Genomic DNA, 18,705 nt, shown 5'->3' on the forward strand with positions numbered 1-18,705 from the left:
ATTCCCCTTATCCATCAATGGCCGTTCTACTGCGCATGGGGTTGTTTTCGCGTTGGTGCAGGCGATCCGTAAAATTGCGTGGAATTCCGGCAGCGTCCGTTGAGCATGCCTCTTAAGGGCCGGAGAACCTGATCCGGCTTAGGCTGATGCCAAATACCCTCCCGTGCTTTTGGGGAAGCCATGAACGCGCCAGCCAAATCCGCCACCAAACGCCAGCTTCTGCTGGCTTCGGATCGCAGCGACCAGAGCAGCGAGCTCGCCAGCATCTTGAAGGCGGTCGGCGACGTCGCGACGGTCTCGACGCAGGAGATTCCCGAGCAGCCGTCACGCGCTCTCTCCGGTCTCGTGGTCGACATCAACCTGCGCTCGCACGAGAGCGTGCAGCGGGTGCGCAACAAGCTGCGGGGCGACGCCTATCGTTCGATGCCGCGGCTGTTCGTGCTGGCCGACGCCCTGCACCACGGCACCATGCAGGCCTGGGCGCTGGGCGCCACCGACACCATCTCGCGACCGCTGCAGCCGGAAGACATCCTCCAGCGCATCCGCGCTGCTTTTCCCGATACCGCCACCTATGACGCGACCGATCGCGGCAAGACGCTCAACCGCGGCGTCGAGGCGGCGCATGCGGTGCTGAAGAAGATGTTCGAGAAGCTGCCGCTCGGCATCCCCTTGACGTTCGACGACGTCATCGCCGCCGAGAACAAGATCCTGAAGGCGATCAAGCACTCCTCGCTGCGCGAATGGCTCACCACCGTCGGCTGCCATCATGTCGGCAGTTACCGGCACTGCCTGTTCGTCACCGGCTTCGCGGTCGCCTTCGCGCAGCACCTCGGCATGCGCGAGGACGACCAGCGCCGGCTGACCCGCGCCGCGCTGCTGCACGATGTCGGCAAGGCCTTCGTTCCCTCTCATTTGCTCGACAAGGCCGGCAAGCTCACCGACGAGGAGATGGCCGAGGTTCGACAGCATCCGCGCCGCGGCTATGACGCGCTCGCAGCCCAAGGCGGCTTCCCGCCGGAGATGCTCGACGTCGTTTTGCATCACCATGAATTCCTCGACGGCTCCGGCTACCCCAACGCGCTGTCGTCGAACCAGATCAGCGACATCGTGCGCCTGACGACGATCGTCGACATCTATGCGGCTCTGGTCGAGAAGCGCGCCTACCGCATGCCGTTCACGCACTCGCGTGCATTCACGATGATGGAAGGCATGGGCGGCAAGCTCGACCAGCAGCTGCTGCAGGCGTTCCGGCCGGTGGCGCTGGGATCGTTCTGATCCGGCTGCCGTCACTCGACCGCCTTCCTGAGTTCCGCCTTCGCCGCCGTCTCCAGCGACGCTAATCCTCCGACGTCGGCGTCGCGCGGCCGGACATCGATCTTCTTTTGACAAGCCGGAGCGACGTCCGCGGCGCTTTGCCGCTCGCCACGGGGCTTCCGCGCTTTCCGCGCGTGGTGGCCTTTGTTACAACGCCGCTGACGCCGCTATCAAGAACAAGACTTGAAGAACAACACTTGAAGAACAACACTTGGGAGAACCCTCGATATGATCACCCGCCGTTCCGCGCTCGGCCTGCTCGCCGCTACGCCGCTTGCAGCCAGCCCGCTGTCGAAAGCCTTCGCGGCGGATTATCCGTCCCGGCCGGTGAAGTTCGTGGTCGGCTATCCGCCCGGCGGTGCAACCGACATCCTCGCGCGCCTGATCGGCCAGCGGCTGTCGGAGCGGCTCGGCCAGCAATTCGTGATCGAGAACAAGCCGGGCGCCGGCAACAACATCGGCACCGAATCCGTCGTGAACGCCGAGCCCGATGGCTACACCGTGCTCCTGGTCAATCCGGCGAACTACATCAACTCGACGCTCTACACCAACCTCAAATTCAACTTCGTTCGCGACATCGCGCCGATCGCCGCCTTCCAGCGCGTGCCGAACGTGATGACCGTCAACAAGGACGTGCCTGCCAAGACGGTTGCCGAGTTCATCGAGTACGTGAAAGCCAATCCCGGCAAGGTGAACATGGCCTCTTCCGGCAACGGCACCTCGGTGCATCTGTCCGGCGAAATGTTCATGGCGCTGACCGGCTGCAAGATGCAGCACGTGCCCTATCGCGGCGCGGCGCCCGCGATCACCGACATGCTCGGCGGACAGGTGCAGGTGATCTTCGACAACATGCCGTCGATCATCCAGCACATCCGCTCCGGTTCGCTGCGCGCGCTCGGCGTCACAACCGCCCAGCGCTCGCCACAGCTTCCCGACGTGCCGGCGATCGGCGAGACCGTGAAAGACTATGAGGCAAGCGCGCTGTTCGGCATGGGTGCGCCGAAGAACATGCCCAAGGACATGATCGCCAAGCTCAACAACGAGATCAACGCGCTCATGAAAGAGCCGTCCATGACCAAGCGCCTGGTCGAGCTTGGCGGCGATCCGCTCGGCTTGACGCCGGAGGCGTTCGGCCAGGAGATCGAGGCGGAGACCGCCAAGTGGAAGAAAGTCGTCGAGTTCGCCGGCCTCAAGGTCGAGTAGCTTGATCGACCGGGAATTGAACCCCGCCGCAAGGCGGGGCTTTTTCCGTGCGCGAGTTCCTGCTTGACGGGCCGACGTTAGCGCCTATACTAAACCCTATGGTTAAGTATCAGGACGAGACGCTTGATCGCACCTTTGCGGCATTGTCGGATCCGACGCGGCGCGCATTGCTGGCCCGCCTCGGCGAAAAGGAGAGCCTGTCCGTGAGCGAGCTGGCGGCGCCATTTTCGATCTCGCTGCCGGCAATCATGAAACATCTCGACGTGCTGACGGATGCAGGCCTGATCGTGCGGGAGAAGACCGGGCGCACGGTTTCCTGCCGGCTCACCGCGCAGCCGATGGAGCAGGCGATGGACTGGCTCAATCGCTATGCCCAATTCTGGTCCGAGAGTTTCGACCGCCTTGCCGCCTTTGTGGAGGACAAACCATGGTCAACGCCGTCGCCAACGTCGCCGGACGCGCAAACGAAGGCCCAAGCCTTACGCTCACACGCCGGCTCCGCGCGCGGCCGGAAAAGGTCTTCGCCGCCTGGACGCAAGCCGCGCAGCTAGTGCAATGGTTCGGGCCGCCGAGCATGAAGCCGGCGACGCTGAACGCCGAACTCGACGTCCGCGCCGGCGGCCGCTACCGCATCTCGTTCACGCGCGACGACGGCGAATATTTCGAGGCGAACGGCCTCTACCGTGAGGTCGTGCCGAACGAGCGGTTGGTCTTCACCTGGGCCTGGCATTCGACACCGGAGCGCGAATCATTGGTGACGATCACGCTGAAGCCTGACAGTGCCGGCACGCTGATGATCTTTCATCACGCTCAGTTCTTCGACGAAACTGCACGCGACAACCATCAGCGTGGCTGGAACTCGTTCTTCGACAAGCTCGACGCCTTCGTCGGTTGATCCGGACAGAGGAGGATATCATGCAGCAACATCAGATCGTCTCGCGCGAGCAATGGGTCGCGGCTCGCAAGGTCCATCTGGCGCGCGAGAAGGAGTTTTCACGGGCGCGCGAGCGCCTCGCCGAGGAGCGCCGCGCATTACCTTGGGTGAAAGTCGACAAGAGCTACATGTTCGACGCGCCGGACGGCCAGGTGACGTTGGCTGATCTCTTCAAGGGCCGCCCGCAGCTCGTGGTCCAACATGTGATGTTCGCGCCGGACTGGGAAGCTGCCTGCAAGAGCTGCTCGTTCTGGGCCGATGGCTTCGAGCGCATGGTGCCGCATCTGGCGGCGCGCGACACCACCATGGTCGCGATCTCGCTGGCCCCGGTCCCGAAGCTCGAGGCGTTCAAGAAACGCATGGGCTGGAGTTTCGATTGGGTGTCGTCAGGCCGCAACGACTTCAACTCCGATTACGGAGTCTCGTTCACGCGCGAGCAGATCGAGCAGGGCGTGCCGAAATACAATTTCGGCACCACGCCGTTCTACGGCCCGGAGCTGCCCGGCATCAGCGTGTTCTTTCGCGACGAGGCAGGCGAGATCTTTCATACCTATTCCTGCTTCGCCCGCGGCCTCGACATGATGAACGCGGCTTATCAATATCTCGACCTCACCCCGCTCGGCCGACACGAGGAAGGCCTGCCCTATCCGATGGACTGGGTCCGCCTGCGCGACCAGTACGAGTCACAGGCAAAGAGCGCGTGCTGCCACGGCTGAGGGCGGCTACTTCTTCGCGTCGGCCTCTTCCGTGCCTTTGCACGAGATCAGCATCGTATAGGCGCGAGCGTTGCCGGCGATCTCGGTGGTTTTGAGCTCGCCCTTCGGCTGGCACCACCGAATTGTCAAGGAAGTCGCGCAGCGCGCCGGTCTTGATCGCGAAGTTGATGTTCTCGGGGATGTCGCCTGTCAGCGCGGCAATGCGCAATCCGGGGAGCTTTCCGGTGACCACGCCAACGATCTGACCGCTGGTGTCGAACAGTGGGCCGCCGCTGTTGCCGGGCTGCACCGGTGCGCTGATTTGCAGGAATCGCGTGTCGTTGCGCATGCCGCTGAGCGAGCTCACGATGCCGGTCGTCACGGTGAAGTCCGACGTGAGCAGGCCGTGATAAGGAAAGCCGATCGCAACGACCGAATCGCCGGAGCGGAAGGAGCGGTCACGGATCCGGGCATATTCCTTGAATGTCGCGGTCGACGGCGCCTGCAAAAGAGCGAGATCGTTGTTCGCGTCAGCAGACACCACGCGCAATAACATCGCTGCCTCGCCAGTGAGATTTCCTTTGAGCTCGCTGCAACCTTCGATTACGTGGTTGTTGGTGACGATGTGGCCGCTGGCGCTGACCACGAAGCCGGTGCCAAATCCGGAGCTGCTCTTGCTCGCTTTGGCAGGCTTGCCTGCCGCCGGTGGCGCCTGCTTGTCCGCCGCGACGGCTGGCTTGGCGGCACTCTTGGTGAAGTCGCCGGCCTTGTCGAGGCCGTCGGCCTTCACCTTGGTCACGCAATTGGCCAATGCAGCGATCACCGGTCCGGTCGAGGTGAGGTTAAAATTCAGAACGGCGCTGCCGGCCGTCGCCACCATCAGGGTCGCCTTCTGAAACGTACGCACGACATTCAGCGGCATGACTGCCGTGAGCATGTCGGGCCGGTACGCCGCGGCGTACAGCCTGGCTTGCTGCTGCCCGTCAAAGGTCACGTCGATCGCGGCATTCTCGCCCTTGTTGAAGTGATAGTTGGGACTCGCAAAGGCGAGCGACCATGTGCCGGCGGCATTTTGGCTCACGACGAGGATGACGCCGTTCGCATAAGGCGCTGTCGCCGCGCAATGCGAGAAGGCGCCCGTCTCGTCGTTGCTGAACGCGCCGCCGACCCAGCCGCCGACGTTGACGGTGCCAAACGGTCCTTTCGCATGCGCCGTCTCGAGAAGACACATCTGCAGCAGAGCTGCAGCGATGAACGACCTTAACCACATGACTTCCCCCCAGGCACCCTCGCCGCATCTTAGCTGGGCTGTCGACCGAAATGCAACCGCTGGTTGTCTACGCGGAACCGTCTGCGCAGGCGATTTCCCGGCTTGCCTTTACTTTGTAACGCGGTATACTTTGCATCACAAAGTGATCGGAAGAGCCGATCCGCGAGCGTGGGTGGAGCGGAGTTTTGGCGTTGCCAATGCGCGATCTCGACAAGGCACTGGCTGACATCGTGGCGATCCGCAGCCAGATTGCGGCCGGCACGGCGTTCCGCGGCTATGGTCCGGCCACGATGGCGGCGACCGGAGCTGTCGCGCTTGTCACCGCCGTCCTGCAATTCTGGCTGCTCCGCGATCCCACCGGCGAGCCGCTCGGCTTCTTCTTCGGCTGGTTCATCGCGGCTGCGTTGTCCGCCCTGATCATCTGGATCGAGATGCGCGCGCGCTCGCGCCGCCATCATTCGGGTCTGGCCGACGCCATGATCCATCAGGCCGTCGAACAGTTCCTGCCCGCGGGCGTCGCCGGTGTCCTGCTTGCGGTGGTGATGTGGAAGTTCGCCGCGGAGACGCTGTGGCTGCTCCCGGGGCTATGGCAGATCCTGGTGTCGCTCGGCATTTTCGCCTCTGTCCGCTGGCTGCCGCGCGGCGTGGCATTCGCCGGGGCCTGGTACTTCATCTCGGGCTTTGTGGTCGTGGTGCTTGCGAGCCGGACCCACATGCTGTCGCCTTGGACCATGGGCTTGCCCTTCGTCATCGGCCAATCGCTCATGGCGGCCATTCTGTATTTCGCGTCCGGAGACAATGATGTCGAAGACTGACAGCGCGCCGTTCTCTTATGAGGGGCTCGACCGTGTGATCCACGAGAAGGCGAGGCTTGGGCTGCTGACCTCGTTGATGGCTCACCCGAAGGGGCTTGCGTTCGCCGATCTGAAACAGCTCTGCGGCCTTACCGACGGCAATCTCAGCCGGCACCTCGCGGTGCTCCAGGAGGCTGGCCTCGTCGAGGTCACGAAGGGCTATGAAGGAAATCGCCCGCACACCACCTGCCGTCTGACCAAGACCGGCCGTCGCCGCTTCCTCGACTATCTCGCGGTGCTCGAGCGGCTGGTACGCGACGCCGCCAAGGCTGCGGGCCGCGAAGCGTCGCCGCTCGGCCGCCTCGGCATTCTTTCGACCTGACTGTCCCCCATTTTGAGCGGAGACTTTGCGATGCAAAGTGACACAACGTGCCACAACGAGAAACTTCATGTCGGCATCATCATGGACGGCAACGGGCGATGGGCGACGCGGCGGGGTCTGTCGCGCGTGCGCGGCCACGAGGCCGGCGTGGAGACGATTCGGCGAATCGTCGAAGCCGCGCCCAAGCAGGGCATCGGCACGCTGACGCTGTACGCGTTCTCGACCGACAATTGGCGCCGGCCGAAGGCCGAGGTCGCCGCGCTGATGACGCTGCTTCGCTTCTATCTCGCCAATGAGGTGCAGAGCCTCGCGAAGAATGGTGTCCGCCTCAACGTCATCGGCCGCCGCGACCGCCTGCCGGATGGCATCGCCAATGCCATCGCGCGCGCGGAGGCGGACACCGCACACGGCACCACGCTGCACTTACGCATCGCGGTCGACTATTCCGCGCGCGACGCCATCCTGAATGCCGCGGCGAAGGCGGCTGCGCTGACCAGCCTGACCCGCGAAGCCTTCTCACAGCTCGTCACCGGCGAGGCGGGCTTGCGCGACGTCGATCTCATCATCCGTACCTCGGGCGAGAAGCGCTTGTCGGACTTCCTGCTCTGGGAAGGCGCCTATGCCGAGCTGCATTTCACCGAGCGGATGTGGCCGGAATTCGATGCAGGCGATCTCGCCGCTGCGCTGGCCTCCTTTCACGGCCGCGAGCGCCGCTTCGGCGGCCTCCAGGCCATCATGCCAAACGAGGTGCCGTCACTCTCGCGGGCGTGAGGCTGGACCGCATCGCTGAATTCTGATGTCGTGGAGCACCCTCATTCCCGAGTGATCGCATGACGTCCTTCAAAACCATTCGTGCCCGCGCCGAGAAGCGCAAGGGCGGGCCCAAGGCGCTCGAGAAGCTGATGCCTGACAAGCCCGGCCTGAAGGGTCTGGCGAATCTCGGCGACGACCGCATCCTCGCCGAGATGGCGCGACGGGTGTTTTGCGCAGGCTTTGCCTGGAGCGTGATCGAGGCGAAATGGGACGGTTTCGAAGACGCGTTCCTGCGCTTCCAGCCGGTCAAGCTCAGCTTCCAGCCCGAGGATTATTGGGAAGCCCTGCTGCGCGACGCGCGGATCGTGCGCAATGGCGCCAAGATCATGTCGGTGCGCGACAATGCAGCCTTCGTGCAGGAGATCGCGACAGAGCACGGCAGCTTCGGCAAGTTTCTGGCGAAATGGCCGCCGTCGAACCAGATCGGCCTGCTCGATCTGCTCACCAAGCGCGGCTCCCGGCTCGGCGGCAACACCGGTCAGATGCTGCTGCGTTTCGTCGGCTGGGACGGTTTTGTGACATCGCGGGATGTCGTCGCTTGCTTGCGCGATGCCGGTCTCGACATCGCCGAAGAGGTCAAGTCGAAGGGCGATCTCGCAAAGGTGCAGGCACAGTTCAACGCTTGGGCCGAGGAGACGGGTCTGCCTTACACCTATCTGTCACGCATCTGCGCCCTCTCGGTTGGCGAGAACAGGATCGAGCACTAGTTCACGGCGATGTCACGCCTAATCGGGCGGATCGTGCGTCGTGTGGCGATTTTGCGCCGTCTGCGCGGCAGATGAAATCGCGCGATCACGAATTAAATTTCCCAGGAACATTTGTGCGCAGCACCCGTTCGGGAGTTTGAGCCAGGCGGTACAGGCGCCCGCTCAGTTCCATGAACACGAGTGACAGAACGGAGCAGCTCATGAAGCTCACATCCGAACAGGTGAAGCAGACCGTCAACCAGCTCGGCGCCCAGGTGCTGCCCGACGAGCATCCCGCCATACCCCAGCTCAACAGCATGTTCGGCGACCACACGTTCTTCGTCGACGAGATGGGCCTGAAGGTTCTCGAGCCGACCTCGTCGCTCAGCGCGGAGCGCGAGACCGGCGAAGTCGTCAGCCTCGCCGACTGGAGTGATGCCGATCTGACCCGCTTGATGGCGCACGAACCGGAGCCCACCGGCGTGATCGTCGTGTTCGAGCACGTCAGGCACTGACTGGGATACGCCAAGCACCACCCTTCGGGCGACGAAGGGTGGCTCATCAGACCTGCGGTGAGCCGCTGATATCCGATCCGACCCTGTGCAGAACGGCCCAAGCGGTTTAGGCTCTTCGATGTGGGTACATCACCCAAAACCATCGAGGCGACTTGCAGGAGGTGACGACCATGGATGTCGACAAGGCTACTGCCGTGATTTCCGCAGCCGGTATCGAACTGACCGACCGGCGCCGAAACAGCGCCGATGATGGCTGGTCGCTCAGCTTCTCCAACGGCGCCGTCGTCGAAGTCGGGGACAAGGGAGATGTCTCCGCTTCGGGCAAGGGTGCCGAGGTGGTCGCAGGCCTGCTGGGGCTGCCCGGCAAATCTGCTTGAGGCCGCAGGCGCAGGGCCTGACCCCTTCACTTCGCCGGTCGATATCCGTCGGACAGCGTGCCGAGAAAGGCGACGATGTCGTCGATCTCGGCCGCCGTTAACGCGGGTGCATCGCCAGCCCTGCGGTCAAACGGCGCATCCATGTTGACATTGGCCTTGGGCCGCTCGGGCAGATCATCATATTTATCGATGCTGCCGTCCGCCTTGCGCGGGTACCAAAGCTCGGGCCGGGTTTCGCGTTCGACATAGAACCGCACGGCGTCGCGCAGGGAGTGCACGGCGCCGTTGTGAAAGAAGCTTTGGCGAAGCGCGACATTTCGCAGTGTCGGCGTCCGGAACAGGCCGCAATAATCCTCGCGCTTCAGGAAATCGTTGCGCAGCGGACCGCACAGGCCGAGGTCGAAATAGGCCGGGTCCTTGTTGGCGGGAATGTCGCGATTGCGCGGCACGCCGAGCGCGATCAGTCCGAAATCGGTGAACTGGGGCGGGGTGCCGTCATTGCCCCGTTTGCTGATATGGCAGGAGGCGCAATTGCCCTTGTTCGGCGCGTTGAACAGCTCGAGCCCCCGCGCTTCCGCAGGTGCAAGCTCGGCCTCGCCGGCCAGCATCGCGTCATATTTGCTCGAATAGGGATAAAAGGTCCGGTAATCCTGCTGGTAGACTTCGAGCGCCTTGAGCGCGATCCTGTACACGGTGGCAGGATCGGCAGCTGCCTTGCTGGATCCGGCGATGGCCGCGATCTCCTTGCCATGGCCGGCGGTGAGCACCCGGCGTGCCACCTCGAACGCGTCCCGATTGCCCATCTCGAAGCTCGAGAGCAGCGGAATTGCCGCCTGATCGGCGCCACGGTCGACCCGTCCATCCCAGGTCAGGCCTCCGGTCGGGCCGTTGTCGATGCTTTCGTCGGCCTCGTCCTCGGAATCATGGAAATGTTCGGTGAAAGGCGGCACCGCTTGCAGGTATTTCAGGGAGGGGACGGCCCGCGTCCCCGGTTGCTGCAGGTCGCCACCGCCCATCTGCACCGCGCGGGAATTGGCCGGTCCGAAGCCGTGGGCGGGATCGTGGCAGGACGAACATGCAAGCTTGCCCGAGGGCGAGAGCGAGGAATCGAAAAATAAGCTTCGACCGAGTGCGCTGAGTCGCTCGGCCTGCCGGCGCGCCTCGGCGCGCGACATTTCCGCTCCGGCCTGGCCCGGACCGTTGGTCAAAGCGGTGAGGACAACAGCGGATACCAAAACCCAGTGCGTCATCCGCGTGTTGCAACCGTGCCTGTGGCGAGGCATCGTCATGACGATTTAACTGTGCTTTCGGTCGGCGTCCACGTTATGACGAATGGAACGGGAGCAACAATCAGTCGAGACAAGGGGGGCTTTGAATGCGGCTGAAATCGGCGATTGTCGTTTGTGCATCGGGTTTCTTCATCGGTGCGTTCGGTCCGGCGCTGGCAGCGGGGAACGGTCCCGGCCCCAGGAAGGATGCCGCCGACGATCTGACGCTGATCGATACGGTGGTGGTGATTTATGCCGAGAACCGCAGCTTCGACAATCTCTATGGCAGTTTCCCGGGTGCGAACGGCGTGGCGAACGCGTCCGCCCGGACCAAGACGCAGCGCGATCGCGACGGTAAGCCGTTTCGCGAATTGCCGCCGGTCTGGGGCGGCCTGACCGCCAAGGGGGTGACGCCGCCGGTGACCGAGGCGCAGACCGAGCATCTCCCCAATCGCCCCTTCAATCTGGACGATCCAAAGGGCTTCGGGCTCGGCTACGGCACCATCACGCACGACCTCTGGCACCGCTTCTATCAGAACCAGATGCAGATCGATGGAGGGCGCAACGACAAGTTCGTTGCCCACGCCGACTCCGGTGCGCTGGTGATGAGCCTTTGGGACGGATCGAAGCAGGCGATGTGGAAGGTTGCCGAGAAATATACGCTGGCCGACAATTTCTTCATGGGAGCGTTCGGCGGCTCTTTCCTGAACCACCAATGGCTGGTCTGCGCCTGTGTCCCCACCTATCCCAAGGCCGACACCAGCGCGGCCAAGCCGTCGATCTCCGTCGTGGAGGCTGACGGCGTGACGTTGAAGGAAGCCGCCAACTCGCCGAAATCGGCCATGGATGGCATCCCGAAATACGTCAGCGACGGCAATCTCACGCCTGATTTCTACGCGGTGAATACCATGCAGCCGCCCTATCAGCCGAGCGGCAACGAACCCGCGAACGATGGCGACAAGGCTTATGCGGATCCGATGAAGCCGACGACGTTGCCGCCGCAGACCGAGCCGACGATCGGCGATTTGCTCAGTCTCAAGCGCGTCAGCTGGGCCTGGTACGGCGGCGCCTGGCAGGACGTGCTGGACCACGGCAACAAATCACCGGTCCCGAACTTCCAGTATCACCACCAGGCTCTGAACTATTACGCCAACTTCGCGCCCGGCACCGCGGCGCGTGCCGAGCATCTGCGCGACGGCGGCCTTGGGGGCACCGAGTTCATCAAGGCGGTCGACGACGGCAAGCTGCCGCAGGTCAGCTTCTACAAGCCGCAGGGCGACCTCAACGAGCATTCCGGCTATGCCGACATCCAGGCCGGCGACACGCATATCGCCGACGTGATCGCACATCTCGAGAAGAGCCCGCAGTGGGCGCATATGCTCGTCGTCGTGACCTATGACGAGAATGGCGGCCTGTGGGATCACGTCGCGCCGCCGAAGGGCGACCGCTGGGGCCCCGGCTCCCGCGTTCCCGCCATCATCATCTCCCCCTATGCGCGCCGCGGCTATGTCGACCACACGCCGATGGACACGACCTCGATCCTGCGCTTCATCACGCGCCGCTTCGAGCTGCCGACCCTGCACGGCATCACCGTGCGCGATGCGGCGATTGCCGCTCACGATCAGAGGCCGCTCGGAGACCTGACCAGCGCGCTCGCGCTCAAAGGCAAATAGGGCAGAGCATGTCAGGCACCGACGGGGACGCGCCGACCAAATCACCCGTCGGGCGCCGGAGGGTGGTTCGATCAGCCACACGATGCGTGAGATCAGATCCGGTTCTTGAGCAGCGCGCCGCCTTGAAAATGCCGAGCTCGGTGACCTGCTGATCGAGGTTGTGGTAGACCTGAGCTGACATTGCTCCGGATCACGAGCCGTTCGGTTGCGCAATATTGCCATTGAACCGTCGGAAATATTTGGAAGCAGAACAGATCGGTTCGATGCGATACTCTCTCCCGCCTTCTGCTCCTCCAAGACGCTCTCGTCAGGACCCCTGAACCGCATGTCGACCCTGGAAGCCGCGCTGCGAGGAGGAGCAGTCGTCATTCTTCTGTTCCGCGTGGCGGTGGCCGCGCGCGATGTCAGGCGCAATCCCATCAGCCGCTATTCCGTTTTTCTGAACCTGAGCATCGCCGCCTATATCATCGACTCGGCTCCGGGCTTCGGTGCGCTGCCTCTGCCGCTGCGCATGCCGGTCCATCTCGTCAGCACCGGCATGCCGGCCGCGTTCTGGCTCGCGGTGAGCGCCATCTTCGTCGATGAGTTTCGCCTGCGCTGGTATCATGTGCTCGGCAGTCTCGCTTTGATGGGATTCGCTCTGCTCGACATGTCCGGGCATCCGATGTCCATCGACGTGGCGCACACCGGTCTGTCCGTCTTCCTTCTGCTGCTCGGCATCTGGCACGTGCTGTCGGGGCGTGCGACTGATCTCGTGGAGAGCAGGCGACGGCTCCGCGTCTGGTTCGCCATGGTCACCGCGCTCTATGCGCTGTTCATCATCGCCTCGGACTGGCTCTGGCCCGGCGGCCTATCGGCGGCATCGCTCAGCCTCGCCAACGCGGCCGGGCTGGCTGCGCTGATTTTTCTGTTCGCCGTGCTGGGCACGTTGGCCTCGGCCGAGATGGCGCCGATTCCTGCCGCTGTGCTGGCAAGAACGGCGGCAAGAACGGCGGCAAGACAGCCGGTTACGATCCCGCGGGATTCGCCGCCGGTGACCTTCGCAGCCGAACCCGATGCAGCCGAGCTCACGGCGTTGCGCCATTTGCTCGACCACGACAAGGTCTTTCGCGAGCCGGACCTGAGCATCGCAACATTGTCACAAAAGCTCGGCATTCCCGAATATCGGCTGCGCCATCTCATCAACCGCCAGCTCGGCCATCGCAATTTCAGCGCCTTCATCAATGGCTATCGCCTGGCGGAGGCCGAAGCCGCGCTGGGCGATCCTGCGCAATCGGCCGTGCCGATCCTGACCATTGCGCTCGACGCCGGCTTCGGCTCGATCGGACCGTTCAATCGCGCCTTCAAGGCGCATACCGGCGTGACGCCGTCCGAGTATCGGCGGGCCCGTGCTGCCGGCGCGACCAGTGCCGAAACCTAGCCGTTTTCCGATTTGACTGGCCCATTGCAGGAATCGGCCAGTCGTCTTTCAGGTTTCGGCGCGCCGGCGCACTGTCCTCATGCAATCCACTGTCCGGCGGGCGAGCAAGCCGCCGATGTGAGGTTGCCATGAAGCTATTGATCCAAGTCCTGCAGTTCTCCCTTCCCGCCGTGATCGTGATCGCGACGCTGGAGGGGCTCGTCTTGGCGCTGGTGATGCGGCGGGACTACAATTGGCGCGCCTATGCGGCCTCGCTGGCCGACGCGCTCGGCCGGCAATATCTGGTTTACACGCTGCTGCCGCTCAGTATCGCTCAGCCGCTGGTCGATCTGGCCTGGCGCCACCGGCTGTTCACCGTCCCGCTCAACAGCGCGCTATCGGTGATCGTGCTCGTGATCGCGCAGGACTTCTCCTATTACTGGTTCCACCGCGCCAGCCACCGTATTCGCTGGTTCTGGGCGACGCACGCGATCCACCATTCCTCGAACGAGTTCAACCTGGCGGCCGCCTACCGCTTTGGCTGGACCGGAAAACTGACTGGTACGGCCATCTTCTACGTGCCGATGATCTGGCTCGGCTTCGCGCCAGGCCCGGTGTTCACCGCCGCCGGCATCAACCTGCTTTACCAGTTCTGGCTGCACGCGGAATGGATCCCCAAACTCGGCTGGCTTGAATATGTACTCAACACGCCGTCGCATCATCGCGTGCACCACGCCTGCAACACCGCGTATCTGGACCGGAATTACGGCGGCATCCTCATCGTGTTCGACCGGATGTTCGGGACCTTCGTCGCCGAGCGCGACGACCTGCCGTGTCACTACGGCCTGGTGAAGCCGCTGCGCTCCAACAATCCGGTCGTGATCGCGTTTCACGAATGGGTGGCACTGGCCCGCGATCTCTGGCGTTCACCCACGTGGCGCGACCGGCTCGCCTGCCTCATCGGACCGCCCGGTGATGGCGCTCAGTCTGCGTCCGTCACGCCGGCGGTGCACGATGCCGATCAAAAGGTCGAGGTTGCAGTGGGATGAATTGGCGCACCCGACACGATTCGAACGTGTGACCTTTGCCTTCGGAGGGCAACGCTCTATCCAGCTGAGCTACGGGTGCAACGAGGCTTCATTTAGCCTAATGGCGAGGGGTGGGCAACCGGTCTTGCCGCGACGATAGCCGCGCTTTAGGCCGATTTGCGCGGGACCAGGCCAGGAACTCGAGCGCTGTCAGGCATATTGTCCCGCCCCAAGCCGGCAAATTCGGCCAGCACCCGCTCGGAGCAGACGACGCGGTTGCGGCCGAGCCGCTTGGCCGCATAGAGCGCCTGGTCGGCCGCGCCAAGCAGCTGGTCAGGCGCGCCGTCGACTTCGCCCGGGATGTGACTGGCGACGCCGACACTCAGGGTGACATGCTCGCCGGCCCCGTGGGCGCCATGGCTGATCCGCAAGGCCATGACGGCCCGGCGGATCTCCTCGGCGATGACGCAGGCATCGTCGCAGCCCGTCTCGGGCAGGATCAGCGCAAATTCCTCTCCGCCATAGCGGCTGGCGAGATCGAGCGGGCGCACGGCATGGCGGCTGACGACGCGCGCGACCTCGCGCAGGCATTCGTCGCCGCTCTGGTGGCCGTGCTCGTCGTTGAACAGCTTGAAATGGTCGACGTCGACGAACAGCAGCGCCAGCGACCTCTGCGTTCGCTGCGCGCGCGCCCATGCGGTCATCAGCATCTGGTCGAACGAGCGGCGGTTCGACAGCCCAGTGAGGCCGTCCTTGGTCGCGAGCTCCTTCAACGCCATCTCGGCGCGCTTCTGGTCGGTGAGGTCGCGCAGCGTCTCCACCACGGCGATGAGATTGCCGGCCTCGTCATGGATGGGACCCGCGTCGATCGCGAGATAGAGCTGGCTGCCGAGCTTCGGCATCACACACCAGTTCTCCGCGGAAAAGCCGAGCCCGTTGTGGCCGCGTGCGGTGTATTCCGAATAGAACTCCGGCAGCTGCTCGGGGCGGTCTTGCGCCACGAGGTCGGCAAGGCAAGGGCGCCTGGTCTCGTAGAAGGCCTGCCAGTGCTTGGTGGTGCCGATCACCTCGGAAGCGGCAACGCCCGTCAGCCGCTCGCAAGCCCTGTTCCAGATCACGACGCGACGCTTGGGGTCGATCACGAAGGTCGGCACCACCAGATGCTGCATCAGGCGCACGGCATAGGAATCGGCAACGCCGACGATTTTGGAAGATTTTGTCATCTCAGGCCACCGCTGCGACAGGCATGCAGTCATCAGGACCGAACAACCCGCGCACCTCGATCGCCGGCCTGGGTTTGCTGAAGAGATAGCCCTGCATCTCCGTGCAGCCGAGCCCGCGCAGCATTTCGCGCTGGGCTTCGGTCTCGACGCCTTCGGCAACCGTCGTCATGTTGCTGGCGGAGGCGATGTTCACCACCGCCTGCACGATCACGGGCGATCCGCCGGGATCGGCGATGTCGGCGACGAAGCAGCGGTCGATCTTGATCTTGTCGAACGGGAAGCGCTTCAGATAGCTCAGCGAGGAATAGCCGGTGCCGAAATCGTCGAGCGCGATGCGCACGCCGATCGAGCGGAGCTGATGCAGGATCGAGAGCGCCGCCTCGTCGTCGCGGATCAGAACGGCCTCGGTGATCTCGAGCTCGAGCCGGTGCGGCGCGAGGCCGGAGGCGGCGAGCGCGCCCGCGATCCGCAGCGCCAGCGTGTCGCATTTGAGCTGCACCGGCGAGACGTTGACCGCGACGCGCACATGCGCCGGCCAGCTCGCGGCCTCGTTGCAGGCGGTGCGCAGCACCCAGTCGCCGAGTTCGTTGATCAGGCCGGTATCCTCCGCGATCGGAATGAACTCGGCCGGCGAGATCATGCCGCGCTCGGGATGGCGCCAGCGCAGCAACGCCTCGCAGCCGGTGACCTTGCCCGATTGCAGATTGACCAGCGGTTGATACTGAATCTCGAAGCCGCCATCGACCAGCGCCTGGCGCAGATCCTGCTCCAGCGTGAGGCGGGCCTTGGCGCTCGCATCCATCTCCGGCACGAAGAAGCGATGGGTGCGCCGTCCCCCGGCCTTGGCGCCGTACATCGCGAGGTCGGCGTTCTTGATGAGCTGGTCGAGATCGGCGCCGTCCTGCGGCGCCAGCGCGATGCCGATGCTGGCATCGGTGGACAGTTGGTGGCCGAGGCAATGATAGGGGCGGCGGATCGCCTCGTGAATGTTTGTCACGAAAGACAGCGCGTCAGCGGGCGTTTCGATTCCCGTCTGGATCACGGCAAACTCGTCGCCGCCGAGCCGCGCGATCAGATCTCCGGGCTTGAGACAAGCTCGGATGCGGCCGGCGATCGCCTTGAGGAGCTCGTCGCCGACATGGTGGCCCAGCGAATCGTTGATGCCCTTGAATTCGTCGACGTCGATATAGAGCAGTGCGAACTGCTCGCCGTCCGCGACCTTGGCCAGCTCCCGCTCGATCTGCTCGCGGAACAGCATGCGGTTCGGCAGGTCGGTCAGCGCGTCGTAATGCGCCATATGCGCGATCTTGTCATGGGCGCGCCGGCGCTCGGTGACGTCCTCGACGACGTTGATGAGGTAGCGCGGCTCCCCGGACGTGTCGCGGATGCCGATCCGGGTCGAGGTGATGTAGCGCGGTCCCATGGTCAGGCTCGTCCAGGCATGTTCGTCCCTGAACAAGCCCTCGGTCATCTGCAATGCCCTGCTGTCGTCTTCAGTGACTGCCGTTGCGGCGTCAGCAGGATAGATGTCGAAGGGAGTTTTGCCGACCACGGTTTTGCGCGATTGGCCGAACTGCTCTTCCGCCGTGCGGTTGATCAGCAGATATTGCCGTGTTCGCGCGTCCTTCACCGTGATCTGCGAGGGGATGTGATCGATGATCTCGCGGAGGAACGTGTAGTTGCGGTCGCGCTCCTGCTCCAGATTGCGCCGCTCGGTGATCTCCTCGATCGTGGCGACCCATCCGCCCTGCGCGAGCGGGGTGTTGATGACCTGGAAGGCGCGGCCGTTCGGGAGTTCATGTGTTTTTACGGCGACCTTGCCTTCGGCGACGTCCCTCATGACGTCGGCGCAAAACTCTTCGACGTTGCCGCTGAACGCGTTGCGCTCCTGGCGATGGTACATCGCCTGGTGGATGTGACAGCCGGGCTTGATGACATCATGGGAGAGGCCGAACATCTCCACATAGCGGCGATTGCAGGTGACGATATATCCGTCGGCGTCGTGCAGGATCAACCCTTGCGACATATTGTTGAGGGCGGTGTCGAGCCGCAGGCGTTCGGCCTCCAGCCGCTGCTGGGCCTCGCGGTTCTGCCGGTTGATCTGGCGGATGATCAGCGACAGGATCAGCGCGATCACGGCCGCTGAAAGCGTCGCGGTCATGACCATGAACCGGGTTTGCTCGCGCCAATCCGCAAGGGCCGATTCCATCGTATTGGTTGCGATGATGATGATCGGGAAATGCTGGAGCAGCGCCCCTGCACCGAGGCGCCCCTGACCATCGATCGGACTCTTCTCGATCCGCAGCGTCTGCTGCCCACCCTCGGCCACGATCTTTTGCAGGAGCGGTCCGCTGGCTTGGCTCTTGCCGAGAAGTTCCTCGGCGTAGGGGTGGCGCGCCAGCATCGTGCCGGTGCGATCGTAAAGCGAGATGGCAGCGCCGTCTCCCAGCGCCAGCGATGAGAAGTATTTCTGGTAGCTGCCAGGATCGATTCGCCGCACCATGACGCCGACGAGTTCGCCCGCCGGATTGGTCAGGCGGCGCGCGACCACGGTGGTCCATTTGTCGATGAGAAAGCTCTTCACGGTTTCCAGCAGCACCGGCTCGGACTGGGGGGTGGATTTGAAGGTTTGGAAGTAGGCTCGCGACGAGATGTTGATCTTGGGCAGCGGCTCGTTTCGCGACCAGTTGATGATGTCGCCGTCGACGTCATAGATCGCGATGTCGCCGAGATAGTTCACCGAACTGACCTTGTTCGCGAGCATGCGGTGTGCGTCGTCGCTCGTCATGCGCTCGCGGAACATCTCGGGCGAGGTGATGCCCGCCAGGTTCATCTGCGCGATCAGGTCGGCGGCGACGGACTCGGAATCCTCGAACTGCTGATCGAAGTGACGGGTCAGCAGGAGGACCGTGTTTTCCAGCTCGCGCTCGTTGTTGACGAGCGCGCGTTCACGGAAGTCGCCGACTGCCATCGCCGTCGCCGCGAAGATCCCGGCGACGAGGAGCACGCCCGACAGAGTGAGCCATAGCACCGGGCCGCGCCGCAAGGCCGCGTCCCAGCTACTCTTCGCGGCTTGCCAGAGTCTGGCTGCCGTCTCGGAAAATACGTTGCGCATTTCCTCCCCCTGCGGG

Annotated in this window: 17 protein-coding genes, 1 tRNA gene and 1 pseudogene; 14 read left to right on the plus strand and 5 right to left on the minus strand. The window is 63.8% G+C overall.

Annotation, left to right across the window (positions count from 1 at the left end):
- The first annotated feature begins 180 nt into the window (after positions 1 to 180).
- From BM222_RS22110 to BM222_RS22130, 5 genes are all read left to right on the plus strand, one after another.
- On the plus strand, positions 181 to 1,275 hold the full coding sequence (locus BM222_RS22110) for an HD-GYP domain-containing protein (protein WP_092232004.1): 1,095 nt from the start codon (positions 181 to 183) through the stop codon (positions 1,273 to 1,275).
- 267 nt (positions 1,276 to 1,542) lie between these two features.
- Entirely contained in the window at positions 1,543 to 2,517 is a 975-nt protein-coding gene (locus BM222_RS22115; RefSeq protein ID WP_092232007.1) for a Bug family tripartite tricarboxylate transporter substrate binding protein, read from the plus strand.
- Between the two features lie 47 nt (positions 2,518 to 2,564).
- Positions 2,565 to 3,068 carry an ArsR/SmtB family transcription factor gene (locus BM222_RS22120; protein WP_244547209.1) on the plus strand — a complete coding sequence of 168 codons (504 nt, stop codon included), beginning with the start codon at positions 2,565 to 2,567 and terminating at the stop codon, positions 3,066 to 3,068.
- Positions 3,068 to 3,412: an SRPBCC family protein gene (locus BM222_RS22125; RefSeq protein WP_244547210.1), complete on the plus strand. Its 345-nt coding sequence runs from the start codon at positions 3,068 to 3,070 to the stop codon at positions 3,410 to 3,412. Before BM222_RS22120 ends, BM222_RS22125 begins: the two co-directional genes overlap by 1 nt.
- Positions 3,413 to 3,432: 20 nt before the next feature.
- Positions 3,433 to 4,167, plus strand: a complete 735-nt coding sequence (locus tag BM222_RS22130; RefSeq protein ID WP_092232270.1) for a DUF899 domain-containing protein — start codon at positions 3,433 to 3,435, stop codon at positions 4,165 to 4,167.
- Positions 4,168 to 4,173: 6 nt separating this feature from the next.
- On the opposite strand, the pseudogene BM222_RS22135 reads toward BM222_RS22130, so the two are convergent.
- Positions 4,174 to 5,416 (minus strand): annotated as a pseudogene (locus BM222_RS22135) (S1C family serine protease).
- 197 nt (positions 5,417 to 5,613) lie between these two features.
- Here BM222_RS22135 and BM222_RS22140 point away from each other — a divergent pair.
- From BM222_RS22140 to BM222_RS22165, 6 genes are all read left to right on the plus strand, one after another.
- Positions 5,614 to 6,231: a hypothetical protein gene (locus tag BM222_RS22140; RefSeq protein ID WP_092232013.1), complete on the plus strand. Its 618-nt coding sequence runs from the start codon at positions 5,614 to 5,616 to the stop codon at positions 6,229 to 6,231.
- A complete protein-coding gene (locus BM222_RS22145; protein ID WP_177243380.1) occupies positions 6,218 to 6,592 on the plus strand; it encodes a transcriptional regulator in 375 nt (124 codons plus the stop codon). Before BM222_RS22140 ends, BM222_RS22145 begins: the two co-directional genes overlap by 14 nt.
- Positions 6,593 to 6,622: 30 nt before the next feature.
- Complete coding sequence (locus BM222_RS22150; protein WP_092232019.1) at positions 6,623 to 7,363, plus strand: di-trans,poly-cis-decaprenylcistransferase; 741 nt, start codon at positions 6,623 to 6,625, stop codon at positions 7,361 to 7,363.
- 59 nt (positions 7,364 to 7,422) lie between these two features.
- Positions 7,423 to 8,112, plus strand: coding sequence for a DNA-3-methyladenine glycosylase I (locus tag BM222_RS22155; protein WP_092232022.1), 690 nt, complete (start codon positions 7,423 to 7,425; stop codon positions 8,110 to 8,112).
- Positions 8,113 to 8,312: 200 nt separating this feature from the next.
- Positions 8,313 to 8,606, plus strand: coding sequence for a hypothetical protein (locus BM222_RS22160; protein WP_092232273.1), 294 nt, complete (start codon positions 8,313 to 8,315; stop codon positions 8,604 to 8,606).
- A 170-nt stretch (positions 8,607 to 8,776) separates the two neighbouring features.
- A complete protein-coding gene (locus BM222_RS22165; protein WP_092232275.1) occupies positions 8,777 to 8,983 on the plus strand; it encodes a hypothetical protein in 207 nt (68 codons plus the stop codon).
- A gap of 26 nt (positions 8,984 to 9,009) precedes the next feature.
- On the opposite strand, the gene BM222_RS22170 is transcribed toward BM222_RS22165, so the two are convergent.
- Positions 9,010 to 10,233: a cytochrome-c peroxidase gene (locus BM222_RS22170; protein ID WP_502690915.1), complete on the minus strand. Its 1,224-nt coding sequence runs from the start codon at positions 10,231 to 10,233 to the stop codon at positions 9,010 to 9,012.
- 125 nt (positions 10,234 to 10,358) lie between these two features.
- Between BM222_RS22170 and BM222_RS22175 the strand changes: the two genes are divergently transcribed.
- From BM222_RS22175 to BM222_RS22185, 3 genes are all read left to right on the plus strand, one after another.
- On the plus strand, positions 10,359 to 11,924 hold the full coding sequence (locus BM222_RS22175; RefSeq protein WP_092232025.1) for an acid phosphatase: 1,566 nt from the start codon (positions 10,359 to 10,361) through the stop codon (positions 11,922 to 11,924).
- Positions 11,925 to 12,249: 325 nt separating this feature from the next.
- Entirely contained in the window at positions 12,250 to 13,344 is a 1,095-nt protein-coding gene (locus tag BM222_RS22180) for an AraC family transcriptional regulator (RefSeq protein WP_092232028.1), read from the plus strand.
- Between the two features lie 128 nt (positions 13,345 to 13,472).
- Positions 13,473 to 14,372: a sterol desaturase family protein gene (locus BM222_RS22185; protein ID WP_092232031.1), complete on the plus strand. Its 900-nt coding sequence runs from the start codon at positions 13,473 to 13,475 to the stop codon at positions 14,370 to 14,372.
- Between the two features lie 2 nt (positions 14,373 to 14,374).
- Here the strand turns inward: BM222_RS22185 and BM222_RS22190 are convergent.
- The 3 genes from BM222_RS22190 to BM222_RS22200 form a co-directional block, all read right to left on the minus strand.
- A tRNA-Arg gene (locus tag BM222_RS22190) sits at positions 14,375 to 14,451 on the minus strand.
- A gap of 67 nt (positions 14,452 to 14,518) precedes the next feature.
- Complete coding sequence (locus BM222_RS22195; RefSeq protein ID WP_092232034.1) at positions 14,519 to 15,574, minus strand: sensor domain-containing diguanylate cyclase; 1,056 nt, start codon at positions 15,572 to 15,574, stop codon at positions 14,519 to 14,521.
- A gap of 1 nt (position 15,575) precedes the next feature.
- Complete coding sequence (locus BM222_RS22200; protein ID WP_092232039.1) at positions 15,576 to 18,689, minus strand: EAL domain-containing protein; 3,114 nt, start codon at positions 18,687 to 18,689, stop codon at positions 15,576 to 15,578.
- Positions 18,690 to 18,705 lie beyond the last annotated feature (16 nt).

The organism is Bradyrhizobium sp. Gha (assembly GCF_900113735.1).
Classification (GTDB): Bacteria; Pseudomonadota; Alphaproteobacteria; order Rhizobiales; family Xanthobacteraceae; genus Bradyrhizobium.